At 47.2% G+C, this 16,655-nt stretch carries 12 protein-coding genes; all 12 read right to left on the bottom strand.

The window, feature by feature from the left end; all coding sequences use genetic code 11:
- Positions 1–15: 15 nt before the first annotated feature.
- Entirely contained in the window at positions 16–990 is a 975-nt protein-coding gene (locus IPM28_02125; GenBank protein ID MBK9171787.1) for a glycosyltransferase family 2 protein, read from the bottom strand.
- A 67-nt stretch (positions 991–1,057) separates the two neighbouring features.
- Positions 1,058–2,809, bottom strand: coding sequence for a glycosyltransferase family 39 protein (locus IPM28_02120; GenBank protein ID MBK9171786.1), 1,752 nt, complete (start codon positions 2,807–2,809; stop codon positions 1,058–1,060).
- Positions 2,810–2,813: 4 nt separating this feature from the next.
- The gene (locus IPM28_02115) at positions 2,814–4,358 is read right to left on the bottom strand and encodes a hypothetical protein (GenBank protein ID MBK9171785.1); all 1,545 of its coding nucleotides are present in this window, start codon (positions 4,356–4,358) and stop codon (positions 2,814–2,816) included.
- A gap of 57 nt (positions 4,359–4,415) precedes the next feature.
- Complete coding sequence (locus tag IPM28_02110) at positions 4,416–5,147, bottom strand: glycosyltransferase family 2 protein (protein ID MBK9171784.1); 732 nt, start codon at positions 5,145–5,147, stop codon at positions 4,416–4,418.
- Positions 5,107–5,883, bottom strand: a complete 777-nt coding sequence (locus IPM28_02105; protein MBK9171783.1) for an NTP transferase domain-containing protein — start codon at positions 5,881–5,883, stop codon at positions 5,107–5,109. Before IPM28_02105 ends, IPM28_02110 begins: the two co-directional genes overlap by 41 nt.
- Positions 5,883–6,524, bottom strand: a complete 642-nt coding sequence (locus IPM28_02100; protein MBK9171782.1) for an HAD family phosphatase — start codon at positions 6,522–6,524, stop codon at positions 5,883–5,885. The genes IPM28_02105 and IPM28_02100 overlap by 1 nt, the downstream gene beginning before the upstream one ends.
- Before the next feature lie 64 nt (positions 6,525–6,588).
- On the bottom strand, positions 6,589–8,727 hold the full coding sequence (locus IPM28_02095; protein MBK9171781.1) for a YvcK family protein: 2,139 nt from the start codon (positions 8,725–8,727) through the stop codon (positions 6,589–6,591).
- Positions 8,728–8,758: 31 nt separating this feature from the next.
- On the bottom strand, positions 8,759–10,057 hold the full coding sequence (locus IPM28_02090) for a DUF2029 domain-containing protein (GenBank protein MBK9171780.1): 1,299 nt from the start codon (positions 10,055–10,057) through the stop codon (positions 8,759–8,761).
- Between the two features lie 40 nt (positions 10,058–10,097).
- A complete protein-coding gene (locus IPM28_02085) occupies positions 10,098–12,218 on the bottom strand; it encodes a hypothetical protein (protein MBK9171779.1) in 2,121 nt (706 codons plus the stop codon).
- A gap of 80 nt (positions 12,219–12,298) precedes the next feature.
- Positions 12,299–13,579 (bottom strand): oligosaccharide flippase family protein, encoded by a 1,281-nt coding sequence (locus tag IPM28_02080; GenBank protein MBK9171778.1) that lies wholly within the window; start codon positions 13,577–13,579, stop codon positions 12,299–12,301.
- Positions 13,580–13,591: 12 nt separating this feature from the next.
- Positions 13,592–14,533 (bottom strand): hypothetical protein, encoded by a 942-nt coding sequence (locus IPM28_02075; protein ID MBK9171777.1) that lies wholly within the window; start codon positions 14,531–14,533, stop codon positions 13,592–13,594.
- Positions 14,534–14,591: 58 nt separating this feature from the next.
- A complete protein-coding gene (locus IPM28_02070) occupies positions 14,592–15,494 on the bottom strand; it encodes a glycosyltransferase (protein MBK9171776.1) in 903 nt (300 codons plus the stop codon).
- Positions 15,495–16,655: the final 1,161 nt, after the last annotated feature.

Raw genomic sequence — 16,655 nt, 5'->3', positions numbered from 1 at the left:
TTACGTGAAACTTTCTCAATTCTGCAAATCGGTTGTTAAATCGTTTGGATCTGCAAAAATGTCCTCCTGAACCTCAACATATTCTTTGGGCCTCACACCCATCGCCGAATATTGGTTAAATCTGCCGAGTCTGGTCGCCACAGCGTCGCCGAGCATGCCGGTGAAGATCATTATTAAAGCGCTCACAAACGCGAGAATTGCGGAAGCCGAAATGTTCGGGTCATTCAGCATATCCACGGTGGTTTTAACGACACCGTAGGCAACGCATAAAACCGCAATTGGAACGAAAACGCGAAGCGGCCTGAAGAGCATCGCAACGCGCAAGATCAAGATCGCGAAACTTCCAGCATCCCAGGGTACGATCTTAGATTTTCCTTGGCGCTTCCGATAATCGATCGGCATGTACGTGACCGCATACTTATCACAAAGTAAAGCAAGGGTTATTGTGGTCGTAAAGCTGAACTGATCCGACAAAATCGGAAAATACTGCATAGCTACATCGCGCCGAAAAATACGCAATCCACTGTTCAGGTCGGGGATCTTTGTATTAGACACGTAATTTGCCAGAACCCGAAGAACCCATTTCGCAGGCCGTCGGATAAGCGGAATGTTTACATCGGTCCCGGTTCGAGAACCAACAACCATATCGTTGTGTTCCAGTTCAAGCAGCATGTCCGGCAAGTACTTAGCCGGGTACGTCCCATCGGCATCGGTGATCGCGATAATGTCGTTAGAGGCAGCAATAATCCCCGTTTTCAACGATGCTCCGTATCCACGATTGCTCCGATGTTGAATTACACGTGCGCCGGCTGCTTTGGCTTCATGTGCAGTATTGTCTTTCGAGCCGTCATCGACGACGATGATCTCAGGCGTGACATTGGAACCGGCGAAGAGCTCACGAAGTTCGAGAACACTCTCCCGCACGGCCAGTCCTTCATTAAATGCCGGAATCACCACGGTGAAATTCTTTATTTGGCCTATATTGATCATTTTGACGATGCCGATGTCTGTTTGCTGAATCGCTTCTTGCTACTAAACTTCTGTCTCGGTCGGATTGTCATAATTGTTTGCTAGTTCCGTTTTCGCTTGGGTTCACATCACGTTTACGGCAAACATAAATCTCTCCGCCGTTGAGAGTACCAGGGAAGACCTTTACTACATCGTAATCTCGTTGAATGACTGTCCAAAGGTCAGGACGAAATGCTTTGATCTCGATCGGAATAGTGTAAACAAGCCAAATTTTTTGATCGCTCCGGTCGATCATCTCGAGTTCATCCCCTGTCTTGACGGCAGCCCATCCCGGAGCAAAGTACTTTGGATACATTACGTCAGCAAGACCTACCGCAACAACATTTTCGCCTGGCAGCCGTTGAGACTCTACATAATCCCTGGCACCTGAAAAATCCTGCTTTGGCAATGCATAATTTCGGGGAATCGTGACCAAAGATGCAATTATCAATAATGAAACTAACGCGACTCCTGCCGAATGAGCTAATTTGGGGTGATTACGAAGAATTTGCACTCTTTCGGAGATCGCTTCCGGCAGCAACATTGCACCGTGAACAACGATCATTATTCCGAAACCCATCGAGAAGAAAAAGAATCGTGGCCAGAGATTGTGTCCAAGTGCAAGCATTGTCACCCCGGCCAATATTGCAGGTAAGATCGTTAGAATCGCCAGTCGAGCGTTTTTGCGTAGAAGGGCCAACCAGCCAAACGCTACGAATGCTCCGCCTAAGATCACCACCGAAACTCCCGCAAAACCAATGCTCAGACCTTGAATACTCTCGGTTACGACCCAGATCGGGTTCGTCCATTCGGAATTTTTCGATTCTTCGTGGAGCCCGACGCTCAAAAACTCCGGCAGCGAAAGGGCGTACAGCTGCAGCGTACAAGATACGCTTAAAAACCATGCCGCGATCGGCCTTATCCCGGCCCGTCTCTCAATTAGGGAATCATTTCCCACCAGCCGTGGAAACAACAATGCAAGCAGATACTGAAGCCCGTGCGCGGCTACCACAAACGCCATGGTCATATGAATCCACATTCCGAGAACGATCGCCATGGCGTACGCCAACCACCAACTCCATTCGCTTTTCTCCAGAGCTTCGAACCAAAACCACGTTGCCAAAAGTGTGAAGAATAGAAGCCCCATGTAACCGCGAGCGTTTTGCGAAAACCAAATGTGGTGATAAGAAAACGTCATTAACGCACTTGCGAAAAGTGCTTCTCGAATACCCAGAAGTCGATGGCAAAGAAAAAACAAAGCCCAAATACTTCCGACTCCGAACAAAACCGAAGGTAAACGAAACGACCACGGACTTTCGCCGAACAACAGCGTCGATCCCCAGGCCAGTATGGAGAACAACATGTGTTGATTCTGGCTTGCAAAACTAGTCACAATTTCGCCAAACGGCAACCGAACGATATCGATAAGCGTAAAGACCTCATCGATCCAAAGGTCAGAATTGAGGTTCCAAAGCCGCAAAATAAGACCTATCACACTGAGAATAATCAGAATCGTCCAAGTCGAAACCGAAATCCGGGAATCGCATTTCGCAGAAAACTCGGAAGTCTCAACATTGCTCAGTCTTGTTAGTCGACTCCACCCGATACCTACACAAACCAATAATATCCCGTGAAACGCCAAAAGTACGCGAAACAGTGTTGGGCCCCACCCGAGGTCCTTTGTCTCGATTCCAAGTAAGTACTTGATAAAGCCGTCGCTTGCGACGAAAGCGGCTGTACACAATGTACCTACGCCCACAATTACGATCGCCAAACGCGTAATACTCGAAAACCTTGACATTTAATTAACTAAATTCTTGTTTCGACCGACCATGGCCGACCGACAAAATCGCCCAAATCATTACACCACAAAGAAAGAGCAACGGAATCGCCGAAGCATCTTGGACAAAGCCCATTTTTTCCAGCGTCGTTAGCCATGGAAAACGGAAGCCTTCGAGAGTTACGTGTCTAACCGATTCGAATACGCCAAGTCCCTGCTCAACATCGCGGTACATAGCGAGGCACCACGACCAATATGTCGCCACTATTCCAATCAAAGCCGAGACGATTCGAGGCAAAACAAAAAGTACGTTCGCAGTCAATAGGAAAACAAACGGTACCACGGGAACAATGTGGCGAACACCCGTATTGAACTGCATGCGCCCGTATTGATTGGCAGCACAAAACGTAAAGAACAACATTGTAAACGCGCAAATGAACACAATTTCTTGATTTTCAAGAAAACGGGTCGATTTCCGCAGCCAAACCGGGAATAGAAATGCCAAGATCAGTATCGGCGCGGACGTAAACAACCCGTAACGAAATCCGAACATGGTTTCAAAGAAAAGATCGATCTGCGGGAAGGAGAATCCTCGATAACCGAGTTCGGTAAAATTCGCAGGCGGCATATAGCTTTGGGCAGGAAGGATCGGATTTCCAAAGCACACCCATTGATACACCATCATCAGAACCGCGCAAATTCCGACACCCGCGGCAAACCGTAGCAGATCTTGAACCGTTCGGTCTTCGCTTCGAACTGCGAGCCATTTTGAAAACGCATACGCGCTCATTGCTAAAACGACAACCAGGCCACTGTAGTCGAGCACAACTGTCCATCCGCTGCAAAGCCCCGCAAGGAAGTAAAACGGTCGGTTTGCGGACGCCTTCGTACTCCACGGCCGCCAAAGCAATGCGAATGCAAATAAGGCAAAATTTGCAACAAGCATATTCTGGTTCAACTGAGCTGTCCGGAAAAGCACAGGAGTTGCGAACGCATAAAGAAACGCAAACAAAAGCGACGCTCTTCGATTGTTCGATACGGAAAATAAAACCCAGAACATAACGACCGCGCCTAACGCAGACAACGGTGCCATCGCAAAGACTTGCATGATTCCGGCGGCTAGCCCAAATTTCACATCTAAGCCCTTTTCTCTGGATTTTCTGAGGAACTCTTGCGAGAGCGGGTAGATCGTATCGAATTTGATCGGCTGTGACTCCGGATTAGCCCTTCGAGTTCTTTCAACTCGTTCGACTATCAGATCCGTTAGCGGTCTAAACAATACGTACGGTATCGAACCCAAGATCGATGCTCCGGGATTATTGTTAATGAAAGTTCCCCGTCCGGGCATTTCAAAGATGTCCGGATGAAGCCCCGCATACTCTGAAACATCGAAGCTCAAACTGTCACCAAGACTCAACGCCGGATATATTTCTCGAACAGTATTCGTAGCGAAGTGAAGCGAAAAAACGATCCAGCAGACCAAGAACAATCGAATTGTCAAGGTTCGGTCATGCAGAATTGCGCGAACGTGCTCATTATCGCCTTGCAGATTCGACTCTTTGTCGGTCATAGCGTCGTTAAATTCAGATCTGTGTTATACCAGCAAATGACTTTGAATTTGTGGTACCTATCCATTGCGATAACGATAAAAAGTCTTGATAGCAATAAACCAGTCCTTGAGGCCGATTTTCTTACCGTCACGCTTGCTCCGCGGAAAATAGCTAATCGGGATTTCCTCAATCTGCCCGCCAAGTGCAAAAACCTTAGCGGTTATTTCGTGATCGAGTTCGAAACCGTTAGATTGCAAATCCAGAGACACGATAACCTCGCGCCTAAATAGCTTGAGTGCCGTCACCGTATCGCTCAAGTAGTGTCCGGTGCAAATACAAGCAGCGAAACTCAAGCTTTGTCCACCGAGATAGGCCAGCCACGACTGGCGCTTGTGTTTACCGGTCAGCAAATTAACTATGCGACTGTATCCAGGATATTTGTAGTACCGGCTCCCATAAACTGCAGCCGTTTGATTTCTCAGCAATGCGGCGACCATTTTCTGATAATCGGCAGGATCGTATTCAAGATCGGCATCTTGAATTATCAAATAAAGACCAGTAGCTGCATTAATGCCGGTTCTGACTGCCCCCCCCTTTCCGGTGTTGCGTTTATGCTTAATCAAACGAACTCCCGGAAACGCTCCGATAATTTCTCCCGTGCCGTCTTTAGAACAGTCATCGACAACAATAACCTCCTTGTCCAAATTGAACTGCGACAAATCAACAGCAATTACCTTTTCAAGTAATTGCCGAATGAATCTCTCTTCGTTATAGGCTGGAACGATGATCGATAGTTTGGGTAATTCCATTCAAATAGTCTTCAACCAGAGAAAGCTCGTCCCGCGTATTTATACCAATAGACTCAATCTCGTTCTGAACTGGGAAAGTCACAACCTCGACCCTACTCGCTACCCATGGGACAAACGGCAAAAAGTTACTCTCACTTGTCTTTTTTCCAACTCCCGATCTAGCCGCAAATTCCGGGAGTAGTTCAAGGTACGTTCGCCGTGTCATGGCAAACAATCCGACATCTCCTTCACCAATCTTCGGCATTTCATCGCCTTCGCGTTGCTGAAGCAAATCAATTATCATACTACTCTGATTACGAACCCAATGAATGTACGGCTGACTCCTAATGACCGTGGGCATTATAACGCCATCGCATCTTTCGGCAAGTACGGCCAATTTTTTCACCGTATTTGGGTTCACAGCAATCTGATCGCACCATGTTATCCAAACTTGATCTCGATCATGATGCAAATTTTTCTCCACACAATTCCGTGCCATCAAGATAGCATCGAGCATACCTGTCGGTGACACTTGTATGGCGATATCAAAAGGACGGTCATACATTTCGCAATAAGCGTCGATAATTGCGGAATGACTCGGATTTATCACCAACACAATGCGATCGACAAACGGCGCATAGAGGTCGATTAGGTAATCAATCATCGGCCGACCATTTACGGGAAATAGCACTTTAGGCACATCAGATTGGAGACGCGAGCCTAACCCCGCAGCTGGAATGATCAACACTCGACCCATTAGAGTACCTCTTTTATAGATCTAAGCATTGATTCAATGTCGGGGAAACTGCCAATAAATCGTTCGTTCTGGATCTGTATCCCGCTTCTAACAATTGCTGAAAATGCGTTTGATGCGAGCGCGGCTGAAAGCCCTGATCTGCTGTCTTCAACTATTAGCGTGCGAATCGGTAAAATATTCATGCGATCCATTATCTTTAGAAATATTTCCGGTGCGGGTTTACCGTTAACTACATCTTCACCAGTGACAATGGTCGAAAACGCCGTCTCCCATCCAAACCGTCGGAGCACCATCTGTGCGGTCTCACGGGACGCACCAGTACCAAGCGCAAGTCGTTGACCTATTTCATGCAGGAACCTTATGCATTTCTCGCTATCCTCAAAGGCGATTTCCCTGTTCACCATGTATTCGCGGGCTCGCTGCTGTTTGAATGCAACCCATTCCGCAATTTGCTCCGGTTTAGGTTCTTTTTCGATCGTCGCTTGCTCTATCACCTCTATTGTGCTGCGACCTGCAATGGATTCGTAACTAGGTCCTGTCAATTCTAGGAGTGACCACAGGTCATTGAAAGCATGTGCGTGGCATGACGACGAATCTACCAAAACACCATCTAGATCGAATATGACTAATTCGAATTCCATAGCTCAAGATAATTCGATCTTGTATACGCCCTCAACCTAATCTCTTACGAGCTATCTTTCACTATCAAATAATCTCCTTCGGTTGGCTCTTTCTTTTTGCGATCAATCGTTCCGCTGCCGCAGGGTATCTCCGACTCGGAAAAACCGATCCAAGCAATTCTTCCGTTCTCAGTGCACTGCGCTTAAACCTGAAAACGCTCGTAAAGACAGTAATTAGGGACAGGAGACCGTCCAAGACAGTCGTTCGCTTCACTTTATCCGGTGAGAGCGGGAAAAACCGTACCGGCGTTTCCAATAATTCAGCTCTGTCCTCCAAAAGCGAGCAAAGCAACTTCTGGTTGAAGTTCGGCGCGTCAATTTCGAGTTTCTCATCAAGCAGATAAGAGGCTCTAACGACCCTGACCGCTGAAAGCGTGTCTGACATATAACGCCCATAACGAAATAAATACGCCAAACTGAGCAAATGGCTACCTACAAAACTGACAGTTCCAAGCAGAAACTTGTCCCGATACCGGAACTTGTATGATTCGACGATATCTTTGACGGATAATCGACGGCTTCCCCATACGGCATCGAACCTTGGATTTGTAAGCGATGAGATCAAATTTACGACCTCTTCCCCCTTGTACATCCCTGAGGAATCAAACAGAAGGACATAATCGAATTCGTTCTCTATCAATGACTTCCGAAACGCGTCTGTTTCCGACTTTCCGTCAGTCTTTACATTACGGACATCAAACGGTAGCAGGCTGGTAAATGTACTGTCTAATGATTCCGTGAAGGAATAAAAAAAGGTGGTCGAAAACGGTAGCCCGTCTAAGCCCCCACGAACCGCTTCAAGTAAGGTCTGGGCGATCTTGTCTAGTGAATCACATTCAAGCAACCAGACCGCGATATTCTGGCTCTCTTCACGGTTTAGGATCGACTTGATAAACGGCAACACGATCTTCGCAGCATCGTGCGTGCCTGTCGTGCCCTCTTCATAATTGCCGATACGAACCAGTCGCGGGTCTTCGAGACTTTCCAGTCGTCCAAGCGGTACATAAGGTTTTTCTTCTTTCGTTTGGCGATGGTCGTTTAGAAGGTAATGTGTAATCAAGCAAGGAGTGGGGATCGGTCTAGTGTTCCGAGCCTTAAGATAAAAGACGGCCCTTTCTATAATATCGACAGCACTACTGTCGGGAATTTCGGCGTCTTCCTGCAAATTGGTAATTAGAAGCTTTACTGCCGTCAGGTTATTTGCGATTGCTTCGCCCAAACCAGGAGTCAAGTATGATGGAAAAAGACTTGAGTGCTGCGTGCCCGGCGAGTAAATTATTAAATCCGCCTCTGAAACCCGATCAATGAGACGCGGGTTGACGGACGGAACCTTTGTGCGTTGTGTAATTAATCTCCGGATTTCTTCATTTGTAGCGGTCGCCGCCCATGCTTCTTCTTCCGAAGTCAAGACTCGATCGAACAGGAATATATCCTTGATGAAATTGCGCTTGGCGGAACTTACTATGTCGGCCTCGGTTGCGAGAAGCTTGTTATCTCGATTTAAGGCAACCAGACATGCGTTTTCGCCACTGGTGACGTTTTCAATTAGCCCTAGAGGCAAACCCAACAATGAACAATAATCATCGATTGCATCGTTAAAACTTCGGCCCATTTCTAGGAAAGACCCAGCGAAGACGATGTTCCCGAGAGCGCAGTCCGAAAAAGAAAAGACACGACTTCCCCGTCCGAGTTCTTTTTCGAATCGAGCCAACTTGGTGAATAAAAGCGACTGTCTTCCAGATTCAAGTTTGGCAGAGTATTCCAGGAGTTTCGTTTGCCAGTCAGTAGTGGGTTCAAAGTTGCGCCCCGATAACATTTGCACTGTCGCTAAACCCTCACTATTCGAACAACCAACCGGCAGTCGGAAATCGAGGATGTCAATTAGCTCAGTTTGGCACGACCTAAGCTCGCGAGCCATTCGTGAGGCATTTTTGCGAAAGTCTGAAGGTCCAAGACAATCTCCTAAATACCTTCGAATCTCGCCAGTAGACGCTCCGTCATCGTATCCATTCACGGCAAGTGTGAGTCTAACTTGCGGGTGATTGATCAACTCCTTGGACAATACCCGCGATCCTCTTCCACCAGAAAAAAGCACCACTTTTACGATGTTCTTGAGTTGACTCCGGCTTTCGCGAAAGTGAATTTCCGTCTCACGTGTTTTCACAGCCAATTTAACTCCTTTTTGTCAGTTACGACTATTTTGGATGAACAAAACTCCGGAAGAATTCGACTCGGTATTTTAGTAAGAAAGTGAATATAAGCCACAAAGGACAACTCTTCAATAGCCCAATTAAGACCAACTCCGGAATCGTATCGAAACTGACTTGGGCTTCGAGAAAATTCACAAAAACGATGTTCTGGCCAAATGACATTACGATAGCGATCGCAACTAGTATCCGCGCGCCTAAACTGAAGCTAGTGTGATTTGCGACTATATAGGCGAGAAGCGGAAAGAGAATAATTAGATAGTGCTCCCAAACCGTTTGCGAAATCATAAGACAAAATGTAATGGACATCAAGAAATTGAATCGACTTCGGGATGCCGTTGTCCAGTGTTCAGTTCGACTCGTCCAAAACAAGAGGCCGAATAAAACAACCACCGAAAGTTTAACGAGCAATAGAAGCGCTCCGATTATTTCAGGATTGACCTGGTCAACGGGCAAAAATCGTAAATTCTCAACCATTACGTAGAGTGAACTGTTATACTGCCAAGAAAACGCTTTGACTGAGCCGAGCATCATGACTTTCAGGAACTCATAGTGCACGTTCCAACCCAAGAGAAAGAACGAAAACAGTCCGATTACCGTAAAAATAAGCAGGATTTCCCTAAGAAATTTCCAACCGGAAACTAGGCCGAGTGGCAAAAGAACAAATACAAATCCCGGTTTAATCAATAATGCCAAAGCGATACATATTGACGAAAGTCGAAATTTCTCTCGCATGTAATAATGCAAGGCGATCGAAAACAGTAGGAAGACCGTAGGGGTCGTTTGCCCACCAATTCGGTAAATTGACCAAATCGGCTGAAATATCAACACTATTCCTGCAAACAAGGCTGCAAAGCGCCAATCTGTCGTTATTTTGGACCCAAGGTATCGACGATTCTGCAAATAAGTCAGGTATAATGCGGCAAAACATGCGAGCGTGTTCTGAATCTTAAAGAGAACCAAGGCCAATTCTGCCGAAAAAAGGCCTAAGGGCATATAAAACAAGGCAGAAATCGGCGCACCCCAGAATGAAAGCTTGCCCTGAGGCATCTCACCATCGATAAGACTTTCCGGCTTGTACAAATCAGATATTTGCCAAGATGCCGCACGCCGTCCGGTATCATAGAAGTTTGCAAAGTCCCAGCCCAAGCCGGCTGGTAAGGCTATCCCAACAATCGCGATGCAAAGGATAAGAAGCAATAATAAGTAGGTCAGTCTACGAAATTGCGAGTTTTTGGTATCGGTTCGCAGCCGATCTATAATGAATTCTCCTGCGACTGATTTCATCGATTCATTGTAATACTTGAATTAAGACAACTTGAGTCGGCTACTTTCGCTGCAAAACTACGTCAACCGACAATGGCCCTTCAACGACTTGGAAACCCCCATTTGTCAGTGAAGGCCCATTCACGATCCATACGGGTCGATCTCTAAAAGCCTGCAGAATTCTGAGACGTAAATTCGGATTTTCATCCCACGCATAGATCGGAACCTCTGCTTGTAGATCAATTGGGTTATATATGGCCGCAGATGCAAAATCAGGGAACTGCTCACCGCGGATGAGAATCAAGCTCTTGCCAAATCTGTATTCACTGGCGAGGTGACGCACATCCGGACGCATTTTAAGATAATGGTGATACTTGTCGATCGACCGCCACGCAGTAAAGCCAATAATCGATATCAGGCTCAAGAAAATCGCAGCCGCGAGTGCCCTAAGATTCAAGATCCCCGCCGTACGCTGGTTGCGATCGAGCCTCGCGCTCAACTCCTGTACCCCCCTCACTGAAAGAACCACACAGGGAACAACCATCAGAAACCAGTACCGTGCGGCGAAATCAGGACCGCCGCTGAACCAATAAAAGAAATGCGTTATGTAAACCGCTGCAAGCATAATCGCCATCTGCCAATCTGCTCCGCGAAATTTTAGCCAAAAGCAGAACAGCAATATTAAGATCAGTGAGCCAGTACTCCAACCGAAAAGTTCGGCGTTGATCGCAGTAATGTTCAGGTTAGAGTTGATTATTGCGTCAAGCGGACTATGTCCTGGATAAGGATCGATTGGCCACCCGCTTCCGCGTTCAGGCCCAAAACCGAATGCATTGCTGTTCACACCCATGTACTTGTCGGCCCAAACCATTATTGGAAATTTTGTTGGGTCTCCGGTCAGCAGATGATTGTAATAAAAAATCGCTACTGCAATAAAACTGATACCTAGTATCCAGGCAAGAATTCCTGTTAATTTCAAGCGCTTGCGACCAATACCGATTACCCATAGTCCAAGTAAAAAACCCATTATCGCCCCTTCTAGGGGACGAATCATCCCAACCATACCGGTCGCCATTCCGCCTACCAACGCCAAGAACGTACTGCGATTTTTCCCCGACCAAACGACTGCAACTGCAGCAAGTAGCGCAAAAGCCAATGCCGACATGTGAGTCATATAGCTCATCCCAACAAATGCGTGCCATGGTGATAGAGCCAAGAGCGACACAGTCAATCTCGCCGTTTGTCGGTCATACAATTCATGTACCAGCAAAAACGTAAGCAAAACGCACATACCTGATAAAACCGGATTAACCACCCAGTCTGCGTTCAGAATCACACCGAATGAAAGCACCAAAGGCCAGCCAACCGGCGGAGTCGCATACCATCTCTGGGTGTCGAAATCGAACAGATCCAAGTTGAACGCCTCCAGCGGTACAGGGACAGGCATAGAAAGCATACCCGATGCCAAATAGCGCGCTTGGTACAGATATGCTACTTCATCACCTAGGTGTGGATGACGTTCGTAGACAAAAAAGCTCAAAACGCCAGCCAATATGGCTGCAAAAATTGCGGCTGCGATAGCGACGGGATCAAATTTCCACTTGCCGCGCGAGGCTGATCTTGACAATCGCTCCATTCGAGTGCGCCAAAGAAGTACGACGGGTTCAGGAATCGCCCATACCGCAATCACGATATTGATCAAATTTATAAACTGAATGAACCCAGCAAGTGGGATTTCTTGAATATAAAGGCCGGTGTCTCGCGATACCGTGGCACTTGTGACGAAGAAACAAAAGACTAATCCGGCAAACTGCCAAGAATTAAAATTGCCGGAGACCCACGATTTGATTTTATTGAATCGACCGCGTAATCCGATCAATACGAAAATCGCCTGAAGAGCAATCACCGATACGAACCACGGCGAAGCTGAAATCAATGTCATGAAAGGCCGATAATGTGGGTACCTGATCACCTGACCCGCATCGATTAATTGCACTGCAGCTGCCTGCCCAACTAGTATTAATGCCAGCCAGAAGGCGGTCTCCTTCCATGATTTCGATGATCCATATCCTACCAAGAAGAGGGCAATTGCAAGGGCAATCGGGAAACACACATTCCCTCTGAAAAATCCTTCGCCGTCTCGATACTGCGGCGATAAAAAAGCAAATACAAGGCTACCCAATGCGGCCGTCCAACATGCGATTCGGAGAAGCCTATGAAACAGGTTATGACTCGAGGCCGATGTAATGGATTTCACGTCTTTCAATATACGATGCCCAAAGCACTTTTAAGCGAAGTCTTGGTACTACTTAAGCTATTCCCTAACCGTCTTAAGATCGTTCGTTTGGCAATCAGCCACGAAAGGAATAACACGATACACTCAACAAAAAACAGCGCTGCCGCAGACCCGCTGATTCCCGCATAAAAATAACCGATAGGGATGAGTATTAAGGCGATTAAGGTACCAAGACCCATTGCGAGCATTTCTCTACTCTGATAACCTGCGGCAATTAATCCGTACCTGAAATGCCCGCTATACGCCGCAGCGATGCACGCGCCTCCTAGCCAGCTGAGTGCTTCTGCCCCCGGCGAAAAGTCTGGACCGTACACAGTTGTCATTACAAACGGTGCGGTCGCGATCCAAATTACACCTACCAATAGACTTAAGAGCGCGACAATCTTGATCGACTTTCGTAGCATTGCTGCCATTTGAACGGGCCCGAGCTCCCATGCACGTGACAAAGACGGAAGCATATTGAAGAAGTAAAGCCATACGAAGGTGTGTAGGGCGATGTATATCCTCATTGCTGCTGCAAAATATCCCGTATCCTCAGCTGTCGCGACCAAGCCAATAATGAAGGTGGCTCCCCACATTTTCACGACCCAAAATAACTGACTTAAACCGATCGGAGTACCTTCGCGGAAGAGTCTCATTGAAAAGGCCGGCCGAAGTTTCACACTCTTCGTTGAGTACCTGATATACGAATAAATGCTCACCATTGCAGCTGAACCAACGCCTACGAGCTCAGCAATTCCAACCCACACCAGATCGTTCACTTCGCTCACGAGTAAAAACACGGCAGTGACAAAGATCGATTGACGGACAAGTTGCGTTACGGCTACGATTCCCATTCGATCCTGGCCCTGAAATACCCACTGAAGTAGAAATGGCAAGGTCCAAAGACTAAGCCCATAAACCAAAAGCAGATTCTTTGTGCTTTCGTCGCGTACAAAGAACAACGCGAAGATAACGATTATCGAATATCCTAATCCTGCAAGAAGAACACGGGCCGTTACGATCTCCCTCACCAGCCGAGGTGTCTGGTCGGGAAATTTGGCGATCTCTCGGGCACCGTAAGCGCTAAAGCCCTGATCGACAATAAGACTGGTGCACATAAGTACCGTACCTGCCCATTCGATATATCCGAATCCAACAGGTCCAAATATACGTGCAAGATAGGCGAATGCGACAAAGGTGATCACCTTAGTGAATGCCTCTGCCCCAGCAAGAGAAAGGAAATTTCCGAAGAGTGATCTTGACAAAATCCTATCGACCTAATCGTTCATACGGCTATTTACATCAAGCGATCGGGGCCTGCTGCGACCGGTGTCTGCACGACCAGTTACGTACCCGACGAATTCTCCGATCGACCAGAAGATCTGTAGGACAAAGATCAAAGGCAAAGAAAACACGATCTTCTTTGTATGTCGATTTTTCTGAATTCCTCTAAATACGATTCTTGAAGTGAGAACGAAAGGCAATGCAAAGGTAAGGCAGGTGAATACCATCCGTTTTAGACTAGAAATTTCGCTAGCCCGCGTCCCAGCAAATGAACGCCCCCAAACGATTCGTTCTTTCAAAGCTGGAACGAAACGCAGGTTGCTTCTCTTTTGAAACACCACCATATTCGGATCAAGCCTCAACTCGCCGCCCTGGCGCCGTATCTCCCAATTCACAGATGTTTCGTGAAAAGCACTGTGCCATTGCTCTCTAACGGCCATGAGTGCATCACGTTTATATGACACGTTACTATCGCTTACGAATTCAACCGCGTCCAATGGAACTGGATTTTCATATCGTCCGAAGTCGCAATAATATACTGCCCAGTTGAGGAGGCGATCGACGCCATTTTCTACGGCGCCACCTATCGCGGATGCTTTGGAGTCGCGATGCGCGACAATTACAGCGTTACACCAACCGGCCGCCGGTGCAGCATGATCCTCGATTAGTGCAACTATTGGAGCTGTCGCAAGCCGAAGCCCGATCGCTCGTAGAATATCGTGATGTTCGCGACTATTTGAACCGTATTCCGTTGCGTCAACGTGATCGCGCGAATCAACAAAATTGACAAATGGGAATTTCGCGGCTAGTTCGCTCACATCTTCGAGTCTCGCGTCGTAAGGGACAATACACTCGATCTCGAGATCCTCCGCGTCCCTGCTCAGAACTTCAAGGCAGGATTCAGTTGCATGTCGACCGCCCTCGATTATTGCCACAACAATAGACAGTACTGGCCCGGATGGTTTAACTTCTTGCAATTGAGATTTCACTTTTTTACTCGATCTTTTTCAAACTATCACCAGGACCCAATAAAAAACCAACGCACTCACCGAAAACATAGGTCGCCATTATTGGCACCATTAAAGGCGTTATCGCGACAAACTTACCCACGTTGCGTTTACTCGCGAGCACACGCGAAGCTATGCGTGCCCAAAGAAGCGGCATGAGAATAGGTGCCAGGAAGACATAAAACAGCTTGAACAAAAGCGACACATGATCACGACGAACTCCGGCAAACGCCCTGCTGAATAAATATCGTTGGTGAAGGTAATACGAAAGTCCAGAAGGCACTGTACGTGACACAACTAGACGGGGTTCGGTAAGAAACCGCTCGCCCGAATCGAGAAGTGTCTTATTCAAACTAGCTTCCCAGTACCCGCTTCCTGTTGTCGGAAGATACTTCAAGAGAAGGTCCCGACGGTAAACGCAGTTCGCAACACAAACGTCATTCGTTTCACCACTTATGCCGGGAGGCATATACGAATTGTACTCAGTAAAATAAACGGCCCAATCTGTCAGCCTTTCGTAATCTGCGTCTGCAACGATTCCGCCGATCGCAGCCGGATTCCCCTCGATCGACTTCATTATGGTCTCGATCCAGTCCTCTTGCGCAACACAATGCTCTTCTATGATCGCAACAAAGTTGGCTTGGGCTTGAGAGATACCATATCGTCTCAGGTCAGGGACGCTTTCGCCGGGCGGCCTGCGAAACACCTTCAACCACCTGTATTCTGATTCGATCCGGTCAGCCAGGTCTGCTCCCGCCCGATCGATAAGTATGCACTCGATGTCGTCTGTCGCTATCTGTTTCTCAAGCGATCTAAGGCATCTATCGATATATGGTGCGCCAACACACGATGCGATCACGACTGACAGTTTAGGTTTCGATACTTGCATAAGTAGCCAATACGCCTTGAAATCGAGGACGCAGAAAGCAATTCGAATCCTCGAAACAGCAATATGAGAGACACCGAAAGCTCGGACGTTACTCGGTTCGATTCAAGTTGTGAAATCACTTGCTAAGAAACTCAGTAGTGATCATTCGACAAATTGATCGTCACGAAATCACAAACATACTGATCCAGCACCGAAAAACACAAACTCGATTCAGGCGACCCAAACGCGAATCTCGATTGCGGTCCCAACCGATACGACGACAAATTGATTGTCGCACGATCCGGCAATGGCGTTTCCAACCCACGTGTAAAATCACTAAAGGAACTGATATTTCACTATTTGGTATTGCCCGACATCGATTGACGTCAGATTTCACGGGAATTTGCCAGCATACGACTCGAGACCGTTACAAATTCAAACCTATGGAACAGTAAAAGATCCAGTTAACGAACAGCAAACAGGATTATAGGTTCGGTATACGAAACCAATATTTTTGTTGGCCCAAAATGCGCATAAATTGTGAAATTAACCTAGATCATCGCAGTAATCGCCTTTGAGAGTCATCAAACACATCTCAGCATCCATGATCGCAACACGTCTGAACATTCTTGGCGATTTGCATAAGTTAGCTCAACGCGGGTGAAAACAACAAATGGTGTCCCCAAAAGGACACCATTAATGGACGGAAAATCAAAATGGTGATCCGACCAGGACTCGAACCTAGGACCCAATGGTTGAAAGCCGGCGTACCTTTATATTCCTCGATTATCATGACCTATCTTGTGTATTATCGAACACCTTGTTTTATTGATCTCTCTGCGACTCAAGGAATCTTCTGGCGATTTGCGATAACCTGAAAGATCATGTCAAAAGGTGATTGAAAAGGCGAGTGACCGTGGGATAGATATGAGCGTTTTTCACGTTGTTTACGCGTTTTAACGAGAGCGACAGGCACAAGCATATGGCGAGAGGATTTGGTTGTTATATGCGTGCGTGTGCTTGGATTTTGCCCGGATTGCACCGCATTTTCCCGCGAAGCGCGAAGTTCGGTTCAAATACAGCGGTTTCGACGACTGAGGGTCCTGCGAAGCTACAATGCTTCGAGCCCTGACTCGCTCGCATATCACTGAGACGGTACCAAGCACGCAGATTCTAATGGTC

Origin of the sequence: Chloracidobacterium sp., assembly GCA_016716305.1 — a bacterium.
Taxonomy (GTDB): Bacteria; Acidobacteriota; Blastocatellia; order Pyrinomonadales; family Pyrinomonadaceae; genus OLB17.
The sequence above is the reverse complement of the archived record's forward strand: the minus strand, read 5'-3'. Positions and strand labels throughout refer to the sequence as shown.